The 20,753-nt window shown below is 39.4% G+C and carries 18 protein-coding genes; 13 read left to right on the top strand and 5 right to left on the bottom strand.

Annotated elements, in window-relative coordinates; genetic code table 11:
• Positions 1-27: 27 nt before the first annotated feature.
• The 13 genes from ACZ5V8_RS06380 (at position 28) to ACZ5V8_RS06320 (ending at position 11,489) form a co-directional block, all read left to right on the top strand.
• Positions 28-849, top strand: coding sequence for a cyanophycinase (locus ACZ5V8_RS06380; protein WP_440617287.1), 822 nt, complete (start codon positions 28-30; stop codon positions 847-849).
• Between the two features lie 20 nt (positions 850-869).
• Positions 870-1,721 carry an isoaspartyl peptidase/L-asparaginase gene (locus ACZ5V8_RS06375; protein WP_464217114.1) on the top strand — a complete coding sequence of 284 codons (852 nt, stop codon included), beginning with the start codon at positions 870-872 and terminating at the stop codon, positions 1,719-1,721.
• Between the two features lie 25 nt (positions 1,722-1,746).
• On the top strand, positions 1,747-2,514 hold the full coding sequence (locus ACZ5V8_RS06370) for an acetolactate decarboxylase (RefSeq protein WP_464217113.1): 768 nt from the start codon (positions 1,747-1,749) through the stop codon (positions 2,512-2,514).
• 76 nt (positions 2,515-2,590) lie between these two features.
• Positions 2,591-3,013 (top strand): type II RES/Xre toxin-antitoxin system antitoxin, encoded by a 423-nt coding sequence (gene parS, locus ACZ5V8_RS06365; protein WP_464217112.1) that lies wholly within the window; start codon positions 2,591-2,593, stop codon positions 3,011-3,013.
• Positions 3,010-3,480 carry an RES family NAD+ phosphorylase gene (locus ACZ5V8_RS06360; RefSeq protein WP_464217111.1) on the top strand — a complete coding sequence of 157 codons (471 nt, stop codon included), beginning with the start codon at positions 3,010-3,012 and terminating at the stop codon, positions 3,478-3,480. Before parS ends, ACZ5V8_RS06360 begins: the two co-directional genes overlap by 4 nt.
• 193 nt (positions 3,481-3,673) lie before the next feature.
• Positions 3,674-4,438 carry a HugZ family pyridoxamine 5'-phosphate oxidase gene (locus ACZ5V8_RS06355; protein WP_464217110.1) on the top strand — a complete coding sequence of 255 codons (765 nt, stop codon included), beginning with the start codon at positions 3,674-3,676 and terminating at the stop codon, positions 4,436-4,438.
• Positions 4,439-4,443: 5 nt separating this feature from the next.
• Entirely contained in the window at positions 4,444-5,160 is a 717-nt protein-coding gene (locus ACZ5V8_RS06350; RefSeq protein ID WP_464217109.1) for a MotA/TolQ/ExbB proton channel family protein, read from the top strand.
• Positions 5,157-5,570, top strand: a complete 414-nt coding sequence (locus ACZ5V8_RS06345) for a biopolymer transporter ExbD (RefSeq protein ID WP_464217108.1) — start codon at positions 5,157-5,159, stop codon at positions 5,568-5,570. Before ACZ5V8_RS06350 ends, ACZ5V8_RS06345 begins: the two co-directional genes overlap by 4 nt.
• A 190-nt stretch (positions 5,571-5,760) precedes the next feature.
• A complete protein-coding gene (locus tag ACZ5V8_RS06340) occupies positions 5,761-7,845 on the top strand; it encodes a TonB-dependent receptor domain-containing protein (protein ID WP_464217107.1) in 2,085 nt (694 codons plus the stop codon).
• Positions 7,846-7,855: 10 nt separating this feature from the next.
• Positions 7,856-8,542 (top strand): energy transducer TonB, encoded by a 687-nt coding sequence (locus ACZ5V8_RS06335; RefSeq protein ID WP_464217106.1) that lies wholly within the window; start codon positions 7,856-7,858, stop codon positions 8,540-8,542.
• Positions 8,535-9,389, top strand: a complete 855-nt coding sequence (locus tag ACZ5V8_RS06330) for an ABC transporter substrate-binding protein (protein WP_464217105.1) — start codon at positions 8,535-8,537, stop codon at positions 9,387-9,389. The genes ACZ5V8_RS06335 and ACZ5V8_RS06330 overlap by 8 nt, the downstream gene beginning before the upstream one ends.
• A gap of 272 nt (positions 9,390-9,661) precedes the next feature.
• The gene (locus ACZ5V8_RS06325; protein WP_464217104.1) at positions 9,662-10,705 is read left to right on the top strand and encodes a FecCD family ABC transporter permease; all 1,044 of its coding nucleotides are present in this window, start codon (positions 9,662-9,664) and stop codon (positions 10,703-10,705) included.
• Position 10,706: 1 nt separating this feature from the next.
• Positions 10,707-11,489: an ABC transporter ATP-binding protein gene (locus ACZ5V8_RS06320; RefSeq protein WP_464217103.1), complete on the top strand. Its 783-nt coding sequence runs from the start codon at positions 10,707-10,709 to the stop codon at positions 11,487-11,489.
• An 18-nt stretch (positions 11,490-11,507) separates the two neighbouring features.
• On the opposite strand, the gene gshA is transcribed toward ACZ5V8_RS06320, so the two are convergent.
• The 5 genes from gshA to ACZ5V8_RS06295 form a co-directional block, all read right to left on the bottom strand.
• Positions 11,508-13,025: a glutamate--cysteine ligase gene (gshA, locus tag ACZ5V8_RS06315; protein ID WP_464217102.1), complete on the bottom strand. Its 1,518-nt coding sequence runs from the start codon at positions 13,023-13,025 to the stop codon at positions 11,508-11,510.
• Positions 13,026-13,125: 100 nt separating this feature from the next.
• Positions 13,126-14,385 (bottom strand): transcription termination factor Rho, encoded by a 1,260-nt coding sequence (rho, locus tag ACZ5V8_RS06310; protein ID WP_464217101.1) that lies wholly within the window; start codon positions 14,383-14,385, stop codon positions 13,126-13,128.
• Positions 14,386-14,463: 78 nt separating this feature from the next.
• A complete protein-coding gene (gene trxA, locus ACZ5V8_RS06305; RefSeq protein WP_440616997.1) occupies positions 14,464-14,787 on the bottom strand; it encodes a thioredoxin in 324 nt (107 codons plus the stop codon).
• Between the two features lie 117 nt (positions 14,788-14,904).
• Positions 14,905-17,214, bottom strand: coding sequence for a type I DNA topoisomerase (gene topA, locus ACZ5V8_RS06300; RefSeq protein WP_464217100.1), 2,310 nt, complete (start codon positions 17,212-17,214; stop codon positions 14,905-14,907).
• A gap of 125 nt (positions 17,215-17,339) precedes the next feature.
• Positions 17,340-20,675, bottom strand: coding sequence for a beta-ketoacyl-ACP synthase 3 (locus ACZ5V8_RS06295; protein ID WP_464217099.1), 3,336 nt, complete (start codon positions 20,673-20,675; stop codon positions 17,340-17,342).
• Between the last annotated feature and the right edge of the window lie 78 nt (positions 20,676-20,753).

Here is a 20,753-nt window from a genome sequence, read left to right as displayed (position 1 = left end):
ACATTTAGGAAAAAAAGAGGAGTGAGCATGCCCGCACCAACAGTTTCAGGTATTAAAAGAGGATATATTATCCCAATTGGTGGACGTGAAGATAAATTGGTTTCACCCAAGGTTTTGCAGCGATTTGTTGAACTAGCAGGTAATAAAGATGCCTATATTGTTATTATTCCAACGGCATCTAAGTTGTCAGATACCGGCAGCGAATATGTCAAAATTTTTAAGTCGCTAGGTGTTAAAAATGCGGTAAGCCTTGAGATTCAAGCGCGTGCTGATACCGAGAATAAGGATTATTTGGCACACCTTGAAAAAGCAAGCGGTATCTTTATGACCGGTGGTAATCAGCTACTATTGTCAACCGTGCTTGGTGGCACTAAAGTGGCACAAATGATTCGTCGCTGTAATGCCAAGGGTGTGCATGTGGCAGGCACCTCGGCAGGAGCTGCTTTTATCTCTGAGCATATGATTGTTGGAGGTGCTACGGGTTTTATGCCACGCTACAATATGGTCAATATGGCGCCAGGCTTGGGGTTAACTAATAAAATACTTGTTGATCAACATTTCTCGCAACGAGATCGTTTGGGACGTTTATTAACGGCATTGTCTTATAATCCCTTTGTAACCGGTGTTGGTATCGATGAAGACACAGGCGCCTTTCTCGCTGATGATGGCGTAATTGAGGTTGTCGGCAGTGGCGCATTAACGATTATTGATATGTCACATATTGAGCATTCATCGATGCCGCACGCGCGCGATGATGATCCCATTAGTTTGGTTGGCATTCGCATGCATCTCTTACTTGAAGGCAGTAAATACGATACAAATGCGCATGAAGTTGAGGTTGTTAATTAATCGTAAGGACGTGGTTGGAAATGCAAAAAATTATTATTCATGGCGGCTGTGGTGCCAGAGAGGATAAAAATACTCAGTTTAGCGAATATCACGTACATCTATTAACGATTGTTGAGGAAGCATATGCCTTTCTTACGACCTATGATGATGCGTTAAAAACTGCTGTTTTTGCAGCGAAATTATTAGAGGATGATCCACTATTTAATGCCGGTACGGGATCACGCTTGCAGCAAGATGGACAGGTAAGGATGTCAGCTTCGATTATGGATGGTACAAAAGCCAAATTTGCAGGCGTGATTAATATTCAAAATATCCAATATCCCAGTGAAGTGGCTTTGGCACTTTTAAATGAACATCACAGTGTGCGCGCAGCTCATGAGGCAACGCGTTTTGCACATGAGACATTAAAAATGCCAGAATATAATCCCATTACCGAACATCGTTATCAAGAGTACCTTGAGCTTAAGAAAGGCTTAACAGGAACTATTGGTGTGGTTGTATTAGATAATGCCGGTAACATTGCTGCTTTAACCTCAACCGGAGGCGCTGGATTTGAGGTGCCGGGGCGCGTGGGGGATAGTCCAACCGTTGCTGGTAACTATGCATCAAATATTATGGGGATATCATGCACTGGTATTGGTGAGCATATTGTTAATCAAGCCGTTGCAGCAAAAGTACATACTCGTGTTAAAGATGGCATGGCTTTAAATGACGCCGTTAACAAAAGTATCCAAGAAAGTGATGCTTTGGATGACTATGTTGGTTTGATTGCACTAGATCAAAAGGGTAATATTACCACAGGCTCAACCAAGATTGCGCAAACGTTATTTGCTTATCATGATAGCGAGAAAGCTAAAACGTTTTATGAGTAAATAATCAGTTAAAAGGGAGATTGGAATGATTAAACAAATCGGTTTAACAGTATTATTAGCAACAATAAGTGCTAGTGCATTTGCAAAAAGTGCACCGCTCTATCAATATGGAACGATTACAGCATTGATGTCCGGAAATTATCATTCAGTGATAAATGTTAAATCTGCAAAAGCATCCGGTAATGATTTTGGTCTCGGTGCAGGTGAAGGGTTGGGTGAAGTTATCGTGTTGGATGGTAAGTATTATTTAGCCAATATGGATGGTAAGCTGACACAAATGAAGCCAGAAAGTGGACTGTCTTATCTAACGGCTATTGATTTCAAGCCACTGAAAAAACTTAGTTTTGACGTTAATAAATCTATCGAATTGACTACATTTCAGCAGCAATTATTAGCAAAGCTAGCAAATAATCAGTTAACTTATGCGGTTAAGTTAACTGGAACATTTAAGGAAATCCTAGCGCGTAGTGAGAAAATTGATAAATCAACTAATAAACCATTGGTGGAGTGGTTGAAAGAGCATGAACATCGCTTTAATTATCATAATGTACAAGGGACGATGGTTATGTTTTTTTCACCTAAATACACGCAAGGGTTTGGCGTACCTGGGTTTCATACTCATTTTGTTGCTGCAGATAAGAAAAGTGGTGGGCATGTATTAAGTGCTGAGATTGAAAAGGTCAAGGTTGAGGTGATGCCGATTGATGCCATTAATCTAAGAGTTGGTGATGTGAAAAGCACAGCAACAGAAGCAGACTTAACACAGCTGCACAAAATCGAAAATGCACAATAAGCTAAAAATATTCAAAGTTGCATAATTTCAATCATGTGATATATTCTTAATATATCAGTTATGACAAGGTGGTGCTATGCAACAGGGTAATCAAAGTGATTTTTGGGATGCTGTTGGTATTCCATCACGTGGTGAGCGTCTCTATCAGGCAATTCATGAGGGGTTTAGCTGTGAGGTTTTTAGCAAATTGGCTGATATTTCTGGAATTGAGAAAAATCAACTTGCCAAAATTACAACAATAGCGCCAGCTTCACTTAATAGAAGATACAAATCAGGTTTTTTTACTGAGGCTGAAAGTGATAGATTATATCGCTATGCAGAAGTCTATAAATCAGCGTTAAATTTATTTGAAGGACATCACCAAAAAGCAATGCACTGGCTGATGTCACCGGTTAATGGGCTTGGTGGCAGAAAACCAATTCAAATGCTAAGGACATCAGCCGAGACAAAAGCAGTACTTGATTTAATCGGTAGACTTGAGCATGGCGTTTTCGTATGAGCAAAGTATTTGCCTATAGATTGGTGAAAAGCAAATTTGCGCAGGATGCATTTACTGGTGATGGAGCCAGAATATATGGGGGAAGATGGAATAATAAAGGGAATCCTTGCGTATATTGCGCAGGCTCAGAATCTCTCGCAATATTAGAAATATTTGTCCATTTAGAGGACTATGCTATTTTGCCAAATTACACACTTTTTCAAATTGAGTTGTCAAAATCAGAGATTAACTATTTAGAGCCTGAGCGATTGCCACATTCATGGCAAGATCAGCCAGCACCGCCTGAAACGGCAGATATTGGTGATCAATGGCTCAAGCGTTGTGAGTCTTTAATATTGGCTGTACCAAGCGTTATAGTCCCAAGAGAGTATAATTATATTATAAATCCACTTCATAAAGGATTTGCAAAGGCGGTCAAAAAAACCAAGGTACTAGACTTTAACTTTGATGTGCGATTAACAAAGTAAGCATCCCTTCATAAAACAACCATGTCTGAATTTCAATCACATTTGAAGCTCATATGAAATATGGCTTGATAGATGGATTTCCTAGGTGTAATAAAAAATATGCTTTTCATCATTGACTTATATATGAGAGTGGTTATCATTACGATTGTTATCGCAAATGACAATAATTATCATTTAAATCAGAGGGGTTTTTATGGAAACAAATAAAATTGAAACGGCACTAAGAGCAAGACAATTAACCAAACAGAAGCTATATGGTGTATTAGCAACACAATCTGTAGCAATGCCAGGTTATCCTTTTGGCTCATTGGTAGCGTATGCATTTGATACTGATGGTGAGGTGCTTGTTTATATTAGTAAGCTTGCCCAGCATACACGCAATGTTGCCAAAGATGACAAAGTGTCATTAACGATTATTGAAGATGAAAAAGAAGACATTCAGCAGGCAGGACGTGTTACCATTTTAGGGCGATTAAATCGTTTGGAAGATGAAGAAAGGGCGGCAAGTGTTTACACGCGTTTCTTCCCGGAATCAAAAGACTATCAAGATAAAACCCATGATTTTCATTTCTATAAATTACATATTGAGAAAGTACGCTTTATCGGTGGCTTTGGTGATATTAATTGGGTTAGCAAAGAGAATTTCTGTATTGAGCAGGTATTTAAAGACGACGAGATTAATGGTGCTATCAAGCATATGAATGAAGATCATAAAGATGCATTGTCACTTTATTGTCAATGTGCGGGTATTGCATTAACAGAAGATAGCTCGCTTGAGATGGTCTACTTTGATCAAGAAGGAATGTGGTTGCAGAGTAAATATAAAAATCACTATATTCCATTTGATCATGATGTGACAAATCTCTCGATGTTAAGAGCAGTACTTGCGGCGATGTCAAAAAAGGCAAGACAGCAAATGGCTAGTAACGAAGAAGCATTAATGGAAAAGGCAGTCTAATTATTATGGAACATTTTTTTAGTCAATTTGGTTTAGTCAGCTACGCTATGTTGACGGTGAGCTTTTTGATCGTTGCGATTTGTATCGAGCGTATGATTACTTTTATCAGTTTACCAAAGCTTAATTTAGGTAAGATAGAATGTTTGATCAATGCAGTTCATCGTGACGATAAGAAAACGCTTAACGTAAGACTAAACGCATTGGCTAAGCCCATATTAAGATATATTTCGCCGTTGATCACTGAGCCTAAAGAGCTTGCTGAAAGTGAAGTTTGCTTGTTAATGCGTAAACAACGCCAACGTATGCAACGCCCATTAATCTGGCTTAATTTATTCGCTGTTGTTTCACCAATGCTTGGGCTTTTGGGTACGATTTGGAGCATGAGCCATTCATTTGCTGCATTAGCTGAGTCCTTAAGTGGCAATGGTTTGCAGAATATGATTATGTACTTATCTGAGGCAATGTATGCTACGGCATTTGGTATTGTACTGGCTTTGGTGAGTTTGTTAGCATTTTATTGTTTTCGACAGTTTAGTGAGCGCTATTTAGGTAATGCGGAAGAGGCATTAAACCAGTTGATTCTGAGCCTAGATCGGCAAAAAGCACGTAAAAAAGAGCAAGAAAAGCAAGAACAGCAAAAAGAAATTGATGAAATAAATAAAATAAGTAAAGTAAATAACAAAACCAATATGGTGAATTTGCGTGAACAGGCTCTGTTATGATCAGTAGTTTAAATCATCATGAGCATAATAGTTTGGAAGTGGATGAACCTAACTTGATTCCATTGTTAGACTTTATGTTGGTGCTTTTGGTTATGTTTGTATTATTAGCTGGTCCCATTCAGCATTTGCTTAAACTGCCTTTGCCTGATGTTAAGGGGACAAGTGTTACCCAAAGCAAATCTGCTCAAACAACACTTTATATAAAGGCGCATGATTATGTGATCAATGGTGAATATTTTACGAGCATTGATGCGCTTAAAAGTTATTTATTATCACAAAAAGATACGACATCAATGTCGCAAATTACCTTGGCAGCGGATAAAAATATTCCGTTACAAACAATGCTACAGGTGTTTGCTGTGCTAAAAGAAACAGGTTTAACTGCAGCAGATATACAAGTTAATCATTAGCAATGACAACCAAATTTAGTTATGACATTACTTTTGTACATTACTATTGCGTAAGCGTTGGCTGAGTGTGAGTCGAAGCCTTTATGAGTATGATTTTTTAGATAGACCCTTTGATTGATGCTTAGGGAGCAGGAACCGCTTGCAGATGAAAATTCAGATATCACCAATAACTTGGGAGAGAGTATTAAAAATGAAAACAAAATTATTAAGTGTGCTTGTGTTAACAGCGATTGCTCAACTTATGTATGCAAATGAAAAATCAGCAAATACGCAAGCGCTAGATTTGGGTGAGGTTCAAGTGGTTGCTGTTAAGAAAGCCTTGCCAAACATGCCTGAGAAACAAAATAGAATAAGTCAAATCAATGTGGCGCCTGAAACGGGTAGCGCTTTGCCTAATGTTTCAGTACAGAAAGGAGGAGGTGCGAATCTAACTCAATCAACGGCTATGCAATTGAATGAAATGGCAGGTGTACAAATGGTTGGTGGTAATCGACCAACAACACAAAGCATTAGCTTGGGTGGTTTGTCGGATAATCGCGTTTTTGTTGGGATTGATGGTATTAATAATAATTTGGCATCGTTTGGGCATAATCAGTCACGTCAGTTGTTAAGCTCAGCGCTTTATAAAGAGGTCTCAGCGAGTCAACCTGGTAGTAATATTGCTTATGGTAATGGCAACTTAGGCGGTGCTGTTAATTTTGAAACGTTAGACCCAAGTGATTTATTGGGTAAAGATAAAACTGTTGGCGGGCAAGTTGGATTAGGTGGTGCGACAGGCGATTATAGTGGTGATGCCAATGCTGCCGTTGCTTTTAAAACTGGGGATGTTAGTTATTTGATTGATGTCGTTGGTGGGCGTAGTAATAATGTGCGTTTAGGCAATGGTCAAACCTTACCAGATTCTGCCAGTAATAATTTACAATATTTACTTAAAACAGTTTGGGATATTTCAAAAGCGCAAACATTAAAAGCATCATTTTTGTCAATGCAGAATGTTGGTCTTTATCCAGCAACGGTAAACAAGGAAACTTCCTCAACGAATCCAAGTTCAAATTTTAATTTCTTCCAAACGCAAAGCATGCTGAATTATCATTTGAATCCGGATAATCCGTATATCGATCTTAAAGCCAAACTATATTACAACGAAAATCATTTGGGCTCATCGCCGACCAGTAATGGTGGAGGTTTTGCCTTGCCGCAAGATGTGCATGTTAATACAACAGGTATGCAGTTATCGAATGTGACGACAGTTTACAAGCAACGTTTATATTATGGGGCAGAGTATAGCTATATCAATGGTTATGATGGTTATAGCAGTAAAACAAGTTCCAATTTTCCAACAGCAAATCAACAGCTTTATAGTGCATTCTTGCAAGACAGTTGGGATATTTTGCCAAGATTAAATGTAACTATTGGTGGGCGCTTTAATGGTTACCAAAGCACAAGTGGCAATATGAATAATGATGACTCATTCTTTACCAAACAAGCGAGTATTAGCTATAAGGTGGTTGATCCATTAAAGGTTTACCTAGGTTATACCGAAGGCTATCGCATCCCATCATTGCAAGATCTCTATTTAGGAGGCAATCACCCTTATTCACACCATGTGTTTTTACGATTTATACCAAACCCAAATCTCAAACCTGAAATAGGGCATAATAAAACCATTGGTTTTATCTTTGATCAAAATTTGCCAGATAAACAGAAAATACGTGTTGCAGGAAATGTTTTCTTAAATGATGTGGATGATTATATCTTAAATAGTAATATAGGTAATGATGGTCCTCCATCTTATACTGCTGTAAATCAAAATATTAATATTTCCAAAGCACAACTATATGGTTATAACGTCTCTGCACAATACCAAAATCATTGGTTTGAAGTAATGACGAACTTTACCTATACGCGTGGGAAAACAAAATCGGCATATCGTAATGAAGATGGCAATACCATTCCTGCAGGTAGTGCCTTACCGATCCCTAGAGCCAAAGGGGTGGTGGCATTCGCTGTGCCGATTAGAGTTGTTGATAGTACGGTACAAACACGATTTGATTATGCTTTAGCACAAAATCATGTGCCAAATAATACACCTAAAGTCCCAGGATACGCGCTTTTAAGCTTGGCATATCAATGGCAGCCAAGCTTTGTTAAAGGTTTCACAATGAGTGCAGGGGTTGATAATCTATTTGATCAATATTATCAAGATTATGATGGTAGCACTTTGGTACCGTCTATGGGGCGAAGCATTTATTTACAGCTTAACTATCGTTTTTAGGTGAGATTGAATGTTGCAAAGCGTATTTAAAATTGCTATTGCCATCACGGGGTCTATTGCGATTAATTTCTCAATTTGGGCAGCATTAAACAGTACACCAAAAACAATGTGGCATTTGGGGCAAACTGATTTAAGGGCAGAGACCGTTGAGTCTTTAATGCAGGCTTTACAGCTTACAGAAACCACAGCAGCTTCAAGCATTACACCTGTTGCTAAAGACTTAAAAACTGCCAATGTTGCTGTGGAGAAAAAAGAGAAAAAAGAGAAAAAAGAGAAAAAGCCACAAAAGGTCGTCAAACCAAAAGAGCGTAAAGCTGAAGTTCATAAGAGGGTCGTGAAAACTCAAGCCAAAGAAGTAAAAGAAATACTAAGGCAGAATGTTAAAAAGCAGCAAGCCGTTGCCAAAATCACACAAGCGCCAAAATTGGCGTTTACTCCGCCTCAATTAACGTACCCTAGTTCAGCGATTAAAAATAATGAAGAGGGTAAGGTTAAAGTTAAGGCTGTTATTAATGCACAAGGGCAGGTTGACGATGTCAAAATTATTCAATCCAGTGGCTTTGGTGTGCTAGATGAGGCAGCAATTGCATGGTTTAAGCAGTTGCATTTTAAGCCTGCACAAAGTGGCAAAACGCCAGTAGTTGCAAGTGTGGTGCAAGTTATTTCATTTAACTTACAGGAGCAAAAAAGTGCGTAAAATTATGATGTTTATCATGTCAGTTGTGATGTTAATGGGGTGCATGAGTTTATCCTTGGCACAAACCGTGGTTACACTTGGACCAAGTGCTAGTTCCATTGTTAGTGCGCTAGGTGTTGATGTGGCGGCAAGTGATACTGAGAGCGTTAAATTGCTAGAGAAAGCAGAAAATAAGCAAAATAAGCAAAATAAGCAAGTAAAGGATGTGGGCTATATGCGTGCATTGACGATTGAAAGCTTATTGAGTGTAAAGCCAAATATTGTGATTGCGGATGCCTCTATTTCACCCTTGTCCGTGTTAACACGTTTACAGGCGTTTGATGTAGAAACAATGCTATTGACTGAAGTCAAAAGTTTAAGTGATGTTGAAAAAAATATTAAAGAAATTGCCAATAAGCTAGGTATGCAAAAAGAGGGGCTGAAGTTAATCACAACGCTACAAACACAAACTAAAAAAGTCGATAAGATTGTCAATGCATATGCTAAAAATAATAATGACAAGCCAAAACAAGTATTGATGCTTTTGCAAATTTCTGCCAATGGTGCTTATATGCTCGGTAACGATACGCAATCAGATCGTTGGCTACAGCTTATTAAAGCACGTAATATTTTATCATTTAGTGGTATGCGCCCATTGTCAAAAGAAGGACTGATGAGTTTGAAGCCACAGGTGATTGTTATTGCGCAGGCTGCAGCAAACATGCTCAAGCCTTATCCCCAGGTTTTAGACTATTTGAGTGAAAAATATCATACCAAAGTTGTAACGATTGACGCGTCACGCATTGATAATTTTGGTGCTGAGTTTGGAGAGACTGAACTGTTGTTAGCTCAGAAAGTTTATTTATAAAAAATGAAATAGACACTCGTCAAATCGTGCTGATCGTACCCTGAGCGAAGTCGAAGGGTGATATGGTAATAATCTAAAAATAAGCTATATCAGCTACCTATCCCCTTGAGGGATTGCTCGTGCAGCTTAAGCTGCGCGGGTGAGGGGGTAATTTAAGATCAACTTACGATTTATCCATTACCTATCTATAATGGCTTCGACTTACGCTCAGCCAACGCTTACATAGTGAAGATGGTCAGGAATATACTTGTAGTCAAAAAAAGAGACAAAAAATGCAAACACATACTATAGCTGCTAAATCTTTATTTACCTTACAACGCCAGAAATACTGTTTTTGGTTTTGTGTGTTTATGGTTTTGTTGATTGCAGCTTGTTTATTATCGCTTTTATTTGGCGCATTAAATTTGCAGCTTTCACAATTATTTGTTGATGGCAGTTTTATGCAAAAAGTGGCATTAGAGCTTAGATTGCCGCGTCTAATTGCAACCGTGGTTGTTGGTAGTTCACTTGCTGTTGCCGGTGTTGTTATGCAAGGGCTTTTTCGTAATCCTTTGGCAGATCCAGCATTATTGGGGATGACCAGTGGTGCGTCATTATTTGCTATTTTGTTTTTACTATTTAGTGCAAGCTTAGTGCAAACCAGCTTTTTAATCACCTGGGGATTGGGCTTAAGTGCGTTTGTCGGCAGTCTGGTGATTACTTTTTTGACATATTTATTATCGATCACTAAGGGGCGTAGTAATTTAGGTATTTTGGTGTTAGCAGGGGTTGCGATTAATGCATTGTGTGGTGCGTTGATTGGTGTAATGACTTATCTCTCAAACGACAGTATTTTAAGAAGTATTACTTTTTGGAGTATGGGTAGTTTTGCTAATATTACGTGGGGGCAAGTGTTGTTTCTATTGCCATGCATTCTCATAGCATTTATGTTGTTAATGAATACCGCAAAGTATCTTAATGCGATGATCGCTGGTGAGCAGTATGCACGGATGCTTGGTGTTAATATTCATCGCCAAAAATTAAAAAGCATTATTGCTATTGCCTTACTTGTTGGCGCTAGTACCGCAGTTGCCGGTCCTGTGGCTTTTATCGGCTTGGTTGTACCACACATTATCCGTTTTCTCATAGGTAATGAACATCGTCATTTGCTGCTTTTCTCATGTATCTTTGGCGGCTTGTTACTGACTGTTGCTGATGTTGTTGCAAGAGTGATATTAGCGCCTGCTGAGTTACCCATCGGTTTAATGACAGCATTAATTGGTGCGCCTTATTTTGTTTATTTATTGTTTAGTCAAAAACTACAACGGGGTGTCTAAGATGATAACGCTTGAGAATATTAGTTTACAGTTGTCGCAAAAGATCTTGCTTAATAATGTTTCAATGACAGTAAAAAAAGGGCAAATAACCGGTATTCTAGGAGCAAATGGTGCGGGTAAATCGACATTAATGAAAGTGATTTCAGGTGAGCATTTACATTATACTGGACAGGTGAAATTAGATGAACAGGATATAAAAGCGATCTGCCCAGTGACAAAAAGCATGCAAATGGCTTATGTCACCCAACATGAGGAAATTTATACAGACATTAACGTTATTGATTATGTACTCTTAGGCGCACTGTCTTATTGTAAAGGCAACTTTTCACAAAAAGAGTATCAAAAAGCCTTGTGTGCTTTGTCCTTATTAAAAGCTGAGCATTTTAGTCAAAAGAAATATCAGCAATTATCCGGTGGTGAGCGCCAACGTGTGCAATTAGCGCGTGCATTACTGCAGTTAAACCAACATGATGACAGTTATCAAGGTTATTTGCTGTTAGATGAATATAGCGCACATATGGACGTTTACTATCAGCGTCAAACCTTGCAGATCTTAAGTGAGCTTGTCCAACAACATGATTTGGCAGTGCTCGTCATTGGGCATGATTTAAATATTGCACTTAGTTACTATCATCAAAGCCTTCTTTTGAAAAATGGGCAAATGTTAGGCTTCGATCAAACGGAAAAGGTATTAACGCTCGAGCATATTTATACGGCATTCCAAGTTGAAGCGGATATTATTCATCGACCTCAACATAATAAAAAAGTAATTGTATTTGCTTAATTTACTGGAGTTATTCAGTTACTTTACTACTTGCGAGCAATCTGCAGATAGATAGTAGTGATCAATATAGGTATTAAGGTCGCAGCAATCGCCTTCTTCAAGTTTTGATTGTGCGGCAAGTGAAGCTTGCGCTTCATGCACAAACGCTTTGTGTTCTTTGTCATCTAATATGAACTTTTGCAAATGCTCTGTATTTGATGCAGATAAATTAAGTATCGTCTCCAAATAGCCATTTTTAACGGCATTCATAAACTGACCGGAAAGCGTTGCTGTTGGATCAGTTAGTTTTTTGAGTTGTTTATTCACGGCTTTTTCATATTGCTCACCCATGTTTTTTGCTGTGTGGGCAATACGCTCAAGAAGCTCTATGCCTAAAGCTTGTAGTAACTGCGGTTTATCTTGACTATTAATCAATTGCAATTGAGGGTTACGCCCTTGTGTCACAACCTGTGAGAAGTTTAGTTTGTTGCGTGCGATATTGTTTTTTGAATAATGCTTGGTTGGCAGCATCAAACAGGTCATTAATAAAGCCTCAATAAAATGTGCTGTTTCTTTATCAATGCCAAGTGGCGAGAATGGATTAACATCCAATACACGAACCTCAAGATAAGCCACGCCGCGATTAAGCAACGCGCAAGCTGGGCGTTCACAGCGCTTAGCAATCTGCTTAGGTCGAATGCTACTGTAATATTCATTTTCAATCTGTAGAATGCTGCTATTAAGCTGTTGACGCAAATCATTAGCATCAAATAAACCAATTTTCTCAAATGCGGGGTAAGGGGCTTTAGTGGCATTGACTAAGTCATAGACATAATTTTGCACGTTTTCATAGGAGATAAATAGGTTATCTTGTGCTGCACTTTGATAACCTAAATTACTCATTCTGAGACTCGTAGCATACTCTCCAATATAAAATTCATCATCAAATGATGTAAGGTAGTCGGGTTTGTGCTTCACAGAAGTTTTAGCACAAATGGGCGAGGCGCCAAATAAGTAGGGTATCAACCACATAAACTCAAAGTAATGATTAATCGCTGAGAAGTAGAGCGCGTCACTGGTCATTCTTCGTGTTTGAGTGAGTTCATGCATAAGATTAACATTATATGAGAAATTATAATGTATACCTGAAATTGCCTGCATGATTTTACCATAACGCTTAGCAAGTCCTCGACGATAAACTTCTTTCATTTTACCCGAATTAGAGCTGCCAAAATTAGCAATTTTAATCTCTTGTTCTGTGGTTGTTAATGGCATACTGGTCGCCAAAATTAACTCATTTTTTGCTAAGTTTTGCGTGGCAAAAGCCAAGATATGTTCTAAGCGCGTGAATGTCTGATCAATAGAGTCATACGGCTCGGTGATAAGTTCAAGTAAGCCTTCTGAGAAGTCAACAGTGATGTTGCTATTGGTAAGCTTTGAGCCAAGAGCTTTAGGGTGATCTGAGGCCGCTGTTTTGCCTGAGCATAATACACGTAATGTCTCGCGTTCAATACCGCGCTTATGCTGATATTGATTTAAGTTTGAAAGTAGATTCATCGGGTCACTAGCTAAGTGGAAACTTCCTGCAGTTTACGGCAAAAGTACACCACTTTCTAGGTTATCTGAACTATATGGAGTAATATTTTTGGTATTAAGCTTAACCGCGCTTCATAATATTAAAGAATTCTTCATTGGTTTGTGTCTTTTTCAAACGATCTGTTAAGAACTCCATTGCTTGCGTATCTTCCATTTCATGAAGAATCTTACGTAATACCCATAGTTTTTGTAGTTCTTCTTGCGTGGTTAATAGCTCCTCGCGACGTGTGCCAGAGCGTCCAAAACTAATTGCAGGATAAACACGTTTTTCAGCAATCTTACGATCCAAATGAAGCTCCATGTTACCGGTTCCTTTAAATTCTTCAAAGATGACCTCATCCATTTTAGAGCCCGTTTCAACAAGGGCTGTGGCAATAATTGTCAAGCTTCCTCCTTCTGCGGTGTTACGAGCTGCACCGAAGAAGCGCTTTGGTTTTTGTAAAGCATTGGCTTCAACACCACCGGATAATACACGACCTGAAGCAGGAGATACGGTATTATAGGCACGTGCCAGTCGCGTAATAGAATCTAGCAAGATGACAACATCTTGCTTATGCTCAACCAAACGTTTTGCTTTTTCAATGACGATTTCAGCCAATTGCACGTGACGCGCTGCCGGTTCATCAAAGGTACTGGCAACCACTTCACCACGCACAGAGCGCTGCATTTCAGTTACTTCTTCAGGACGCTCATCAATCAAAAGAACGATGAGGTAACACTCAGGGTATTTCTTGGCAATGGACGAGGCGATATTTTGCATCATGATCGTTTTACCCGTTTTAGGAGGTGCCACGATCAAACCACGTTGTCCTTTACCAAAAGGTGCCGCTAAATCAATAATTCGTGCAGTGATATCCTCACTTGAACCATTACCTAATTCCATCGATAAACGTTCTTTGGCATATTCTGGTGTTAAGTTCTCAAACAACACCTTAGTGCGTGCCAACTCAGGTGAGTCAAAGTTTACACTATCAATATGCTTTACTGCAAAATAACGCTCGTTATCTTTGGGTGGGCGAATTTTACCGATAATGCTATCACCCGTACGTAAGTTTAATTTACGGATAAAGGTTGGCGAGACGTAGATATCATCTGGGGAAGCAAAATATGATGTGTCAGAGGAGCGCAAGAAGCCGTAGCCATCTTGTAATACTTCAAGGACACCTTCACCATAAATGTCCTCACCTTTATCAGCGTGCTCTTTTAAGATATTAAAAATAATCTCTTGCTTACGCGCACGGCCTGTGGCTTCAAGGCCAAGCGAGCGTGAAAGCTCCATTAATTCAGGGATAGATCGGTTTTTTAAGTCGGTTAAATTCATTGAAAATTCTCACGAATGTTGAAGAAGGGGAACCCCTTCGGGTTGAACGAAAAGTTAATTTTTATTTTATATTTGAAATTAAATATGCTTGTCAAGGATTTGAATCAATTGTGATTTCTGTACTGCACCCACTTTGGTTTCAACGTTCTCACCGTCTTTGAAAACCATTAGCGTTGGAATGCCACGCACACCAAATTTAGCAGGAGTATCTTGATTGTCATCAACGTTAATTTTAACAATTTTAATTTTCTCACCATAGTGCTCAGCAACTTGGTCTAAGATCGGTGCGATCATCTTGCAAGGTCCACACCACGGCGCCCAAAAATCAACTAAAACAGGTTGCTCGCTGTTAACAACAGCTGATTCAAATTCACCATCAGTAATATTAATGCATTGTGACATAATTAAATTCCTTTAATGTTTAAGTTTGTCAAAAAAGATTGTTTCGGATTCTAGCAGAAAAGGCGCTTCAGGTGAATGCACTTTCATGCCAATTTATAAAGGTTGAAGGTAAGTGGGTTATTCTTGCTCTGTTGAGGTCAAGTTAACAACATAATCACACTCTTCATTAGGGCAAACTTTTTGCTCGCCATCCTTTTTAGTGGTCTTATGCAAAAGTATGGGTGAGTGACATTTTGGGCATTCCTCGGCAATCGGTGGATACCAGAATGAGTTTTTACATTTAGGGAAACCAGCGCAAGCATAGAATACTTTTCCTTTACGGGATTTTTTCTCAACAAAGTTGTTTTTCTTGCATTTTGGACATTCAATACCCGTATCTTTTGGCTTTTCTAATGGTTCCATATGTTTGCATTTTGGATAATTAGAACAACCAATAAATTTACCATAGCGACCTTGTTTGATTAAAAGGTCTGATTCGCATTCTGGACATTTGCGATCTGCGACTACTTCAGGCTCTACTTTTTCTTGAGGCTCTTCACCATCTTTGACGATCGCGCGCGTATAGGTACAAGCCGGATAATTCGTACAACCGATAAAGCGACCACTGCGACCTAAACGAATAGAAAGCTTGTGCCCACACTCAGGGCAGTCCTCATCCATTTCTTCATGTGTCACATCACTTTTTTTGACTGTGGCATCAATCTCAGTAATTTGCTTGATAAATGGCTGCCAGAACTTCTCTAACACTGGCACCCACTCAATCTTACCCTCGGCAATATTATCGAGCTCATCCTCAAGTTTTGCTGTGAAGTTATATTCAACATAACGATGAAAGTAGTCAGTTAAAAAGCTATTAACAATACGACCAACATCCGTTGGTTTAAAACGTTTTTTCTCTAAAAGCGCATAATCACGTTGCTGCAGTGTCGAGATAATCGTCGCATAAGTTGATGGGCGACCAATACCGTATTCTTCAAGGGCTTTCACAAGAGATGCTTCCGTATAACGCGGTGGTGGCTCAGTAAAATGTTGCTTACCAATAATATCAACAACCGGTACTTTTTCACCTTCTTTGAACTCAGGCAGGATCAAGCCCTCACTATCATCAGTTGCAGCATCTTCATCCTTGGCTTCTTGATAAACTGCTAAGAAACCAGGCTTGGCAACAACAGATCCTGTTGCTTTAAAAGTATGTGCTTTATTGTCTGTTATAAAATCAATTGCAACCGTATCCATTAAAGCATGAATCATCTGGCAAGCTACGGTACGCTTCCATATCAGATCATATAATTTAAATTGATCATTGGATAAAAATGCTCTGACATCTTGCGGTTTGCGATAAGCTGAAGTGGGGCGAATGGCCTCATGCGCTTCTTGGGCATTTTGATTTTTGGTCTTATAAACACGTGCACTTGTCGGAAGATGATCTTGACCATATTCCTGAGCAATAAAGCTGCGTAGCTCATTTAACGCATCTTGCGATAGATTGGTTGAATCGGTACGCATGTAGGTAATCAAACCAACAGCGCCTTCACTGCCGATCTCAATACCTTCATATAGTTGCTGTGCTAACATCATCGTTTTCTTGGTGGTAAACCCAAGTTTACGCACAGCATCTTGCTGAAGTGTTGAGGTGATAAAAGGTGGCAGTGGGTTGCGACGCTTTTGTTTCTTTTCAATACCATGAACGATTAATTCGCCATTGGCATCTTTTTTAATAAGCTCAAGTGCATTTGTCGCATCGGTTTCATTGGTAAAGCTAAATTGTTCACACTTTTGATGATTAAAAATGGAGAGCTTCGCCATAAATTTTTTGCGCTTTTTAAGCTCGGCAGTAATGCTCCAATACTCTTTAGATTCAAATGCTTCGATCTCAAGCTCGCGCTCAACAATCATTCTAAGTGCTGGACTTTGCACACGACCTGCGGAAAGTCCTCTGCGAACTTTTTTCCACAGAAGTGGTGAGAGTTTAAAGCCCACCAGAAAATCCAAAGCGCGTCTTGCTTGTTGCGCATTAACAAGATCCATCGCCAACTCCCGTGGATTAGCAACTGCTGCATTCACCGCTGATTTGGTAATCTCATTAAACGCAATCCGGTGAACGGGCTTATCTTTAATGAGTTTGGCACTATTTAGAAGCTCATAAATGTGCCAAGAAATCGCTTCACCTTCACGATCCGGATCCGTTGCCAGATAAATCTCATCAGCCGATTTGGCAGCCTTTTTAATGGCATCAATGTGACGCTTATTGCGTTCAATCAGTTGATATTTCATTTTGAAATGATCTTCAACATCAACTGAAGACTCTTTCGGTTCAAGGTCACGCACATGTCCATAAGAGGCAAGGATTTCAAAATCATTGCCTAAGTATTTTTTAATTGTCTTGGATTTTGCAGGTGACTCCACAATTACAAGGTTTTTTGCCATAGTTCTTTCTTAATTTCTTAATTTCTTAAATTGTATTTTATGTTTTATTCATTCTACGGGCTGAAATGTAAGGCGCAGTCCCATAAGCTTAAAATTAATCTAACCAGTTAGCGGTTACTTGCCAACTATTTTGTGCGTAAAAGTGCAGCTGCTGCGGTAAAGCCAGAGCCAAACGCGCATAATGCGACAGTTTTATCAGCTGCTTGAGCATCTAATGTTTCGCCCAAAGCAATCGGAATAGTGCACGATGAGGTATTACCAAAACGTGCAATATTACTATAAAGCGTACCTGGATGCATTTTTAAACGCTTCTCAACCGCATTAGAAATACGTTGATTTGCCTGATGTGGGATGACTAAATCAACGCTATTTAAGGCAATATTTGCTTGCTGACAGCACTTATGCATAATCATTGACATAGTCTTGACTGCGAAAGTAAAAAGCTTCTTGCCTTGTAGTTGTGTGAATTTCGCCTCATCGGTTGGAATATTAAGTACATCACCATTTTCGGCAATTGCCGTTAATGAAATTTCATCAATAATAGCCTTAGAGTCCGCTTGATGCTGATCACCATTGACAATAGTCGCCGTTGCCGCATCACCAAATAAAAATGCCGTATCAAAGTCTTTTTGATTCATGCGTTTAGTCATATACTCGGCACTAATTAATAACACACGCTTATTGGGCCGTGTTTGCAGATAGTCACGCGCGTTTTGCAAACCATATAAATAACCACTGCATGCCGCATTAATATCATACGCCGGTATGTTGTGTTCACCATAGGTTTGATAAAGCTTTTCTAATATTAAGCAAGCCATAGAAGGCGAGATAAATTGATCGGGTGTCGTTGTTGTGCAAATGAGCATATCGATATCAGAGAGTTTCAGATTGCCTCGAGTGAGCGCATCTTTAGCAACTTCTGTCGCTAGATCAACGATGTTTTCATTATCAGCAAGCCAGAAGCGTGACTCAATTCCTGTGCGATCAATAATGTCGCGTGAGGTATGCTCTGGAAAATACTGTAAGAGCTCATCATTGGTTACCAGTCTTGAACCAGTTTTGAATGACGGCGTGCTAATACCGACAGGATAAATGCTATGTTGTTTATTTTGATTGGCGATTTCTTGTTGAATTTTGCGTGTTAAAATAGGGCGCTTTTGGATTTTTTGCTTATCTTGAGCACCAGCTGGTAGGCGTAACTTTAATAAGTTCTCACCAACGGTTGCACGCTGTGATTCTTCGACATAAATTTCTTCAATTGTACCGTTACTTGGTGATAGAATTTCACCAGCTGATTTACTGGCTTCAAGATCAACCAGTTTATCACCAACCTTAATTTCATCGCCGACTTTAACGTGTAACTCGGTAATGAGAACACTCTCATCAGAGGGGCTAGCACCAATGACTTCAACATTATAAAACCCAGCATCATTGCGATTTTTAATCTCCCATTCAAGGGACAGATCAAGTAATTCTGCAGCTCCTGTTAAAATACGCTCATAGGAGGGCAAAACCTCCATTTGATTGTCAAAATTGCAGGGCACATAAGTATCAGCACGCGTTATACGCTTGACTTTAACAGCTCTTTTAGCATGTTCAACCACTGAGGCAATGAGATCACCGCCAACACCACAGGTATGATTGTCTTCGTGCGTGACAATTAAATGCCCTGTTTTCTCTACTGAGGCAAGAACTGTTTCAAGGTCATATGGTTTAATGGTTCTTAAATCAATAATTTCACTATCAATACCAACTGTTTCTAAGGTTTCAGCGGCTTCTTGGCATAATGAGACGGTATTTCCCCAACCAACAAAGGTAATATCAGAACCTGCTTTAACAATACGTGCTTTACCAACAGGTATGATTTGTTTTTCAACATCCGTTGATGTGGTATCAGCAATACCTGCATTATTAAGTAATTTTTTAGGATATAAAAAAACACTAGGACGATTAGACTCAAAAGCAGCATTGAGCATACCTGCGGCATCAGCTGCATTTGATGGCATATAAACATCGATGCCGGGGATGTGGGCAAAAGTGCCTTCGTTGGTCTGTGCATGAAAGGGTCCTAAGCCTGGACGGTAACCACCACAAGCAGCAAAGACGATAACTGGACATTCCCAGTCGCCATTGGAGCGCCAGTACATGGTAGCCAATTCGGTAAATAATAAGTTATACGCCGGCGGCATAAAATCAGCAAACTGAATAAAGGCAACAGGGCGCCTGCCAGTTAATGCCATACCAATCGACACACCCATAATGGTTGCTTCAGCTAAAGGACTATTGACAACACGTCCTGGGAATTGGGTTGATAAGCCTTTAGTCACACCAAAGACATCACCTTTATCATCTTCGATATCTTCACCTAATAGGCACACTCTATCATCATTTAATAAACGTTGGCGAAATACCTCGCGCATGGCAGCGCCCATGCCAAGGCGTGTTTCTTGTGAGAAGTCACCACGATACTCAGCTGCCGTTGGTAATAAATGATGAGGTAAGGGTGCTTCAGCATCAAAAGAAGACTTGGGTGTTGTGCCTTTTAAGGCAAGCTCCATCGCTTCTCTCACAGCTTGTGATGTCTTAGCTTCAATGCCTTGTAGGAAGCTTTCTTTAACACCGGCGTTTAGCAAAAATGCACGACTTAACAAAACAGGGTCATTTTGTGCGATAGTATTTAATTCATCATTGCTGCGATAGATTCGATGATCATCCGCATTACTGTGACTGTTTAAGCGCTCTACTTTAAAGATAATGATATGTGGCGCACGATTTTGACGCATATCACTAATGATTTTGCCAACTTTTTCATGCGAAGCAAATGGATTGGTGCCATCAATATAAGTGATTGGAATATCATAAAACTGATCAGGTTGTGAGTGATCAGGTAATGAGAAAAAGGTATTACCCTTGGTTTGTGTGGAAATCGCATAATCATTATCCTGCACAACAAATAGTACAGGTAACGTGCGACGTTTCGCTTCAGCAAAGGCCTCTAATACTTCACCTTGTTGTGTCGTACCATCGCCCATGCCACAATATACAATTGGGTTATCTACATCATCTTTAACACTTTGTGCGATACCAACAGCAGGTAAAGCTTGATTGCCGACAGGCGTAATAATGCTGACAATGTTGAGCTTGCGTTCACTGACACCAATCACCATTTGGCGACCATTGGAAGTGCCTTCTGCTTTGCACAAAGAGCTATAGAAAAACATTTTTGCTTCCATTCCTCGGGCATGCATTAAAGGCTTGTCACGATAATGACAATGTAACCAATCTTGAGGCTTTAAGTATTCCGCAAAAATAGCCGCTCCCTCATGCCCCTTGGATGAGGCTAGAAAGTTGGCAGTGCCACTATTAACCATTTCGGCTTCGGTATTATCAATTTGACGAATGCTATACATTTTTTGATAGCAGTTTATTAACATATCTAAGTTCGCAGCTGTTGCGTTCATTAAATTCGGTTCCTTAAAAAAAGTATCCACAATATTGATGATCTGGATTTTAGTGTGGTAAATATTGGTAAAGTTCGC

The organism is Cysteiniphilum sp. GTC20157 (assembly GCF_055396795.1).
The sequence above is the reverse complement of the archived record's forward strand: the minus strand, read 5'-3'. Positions and strand labels throughout refer to the sequence as shown.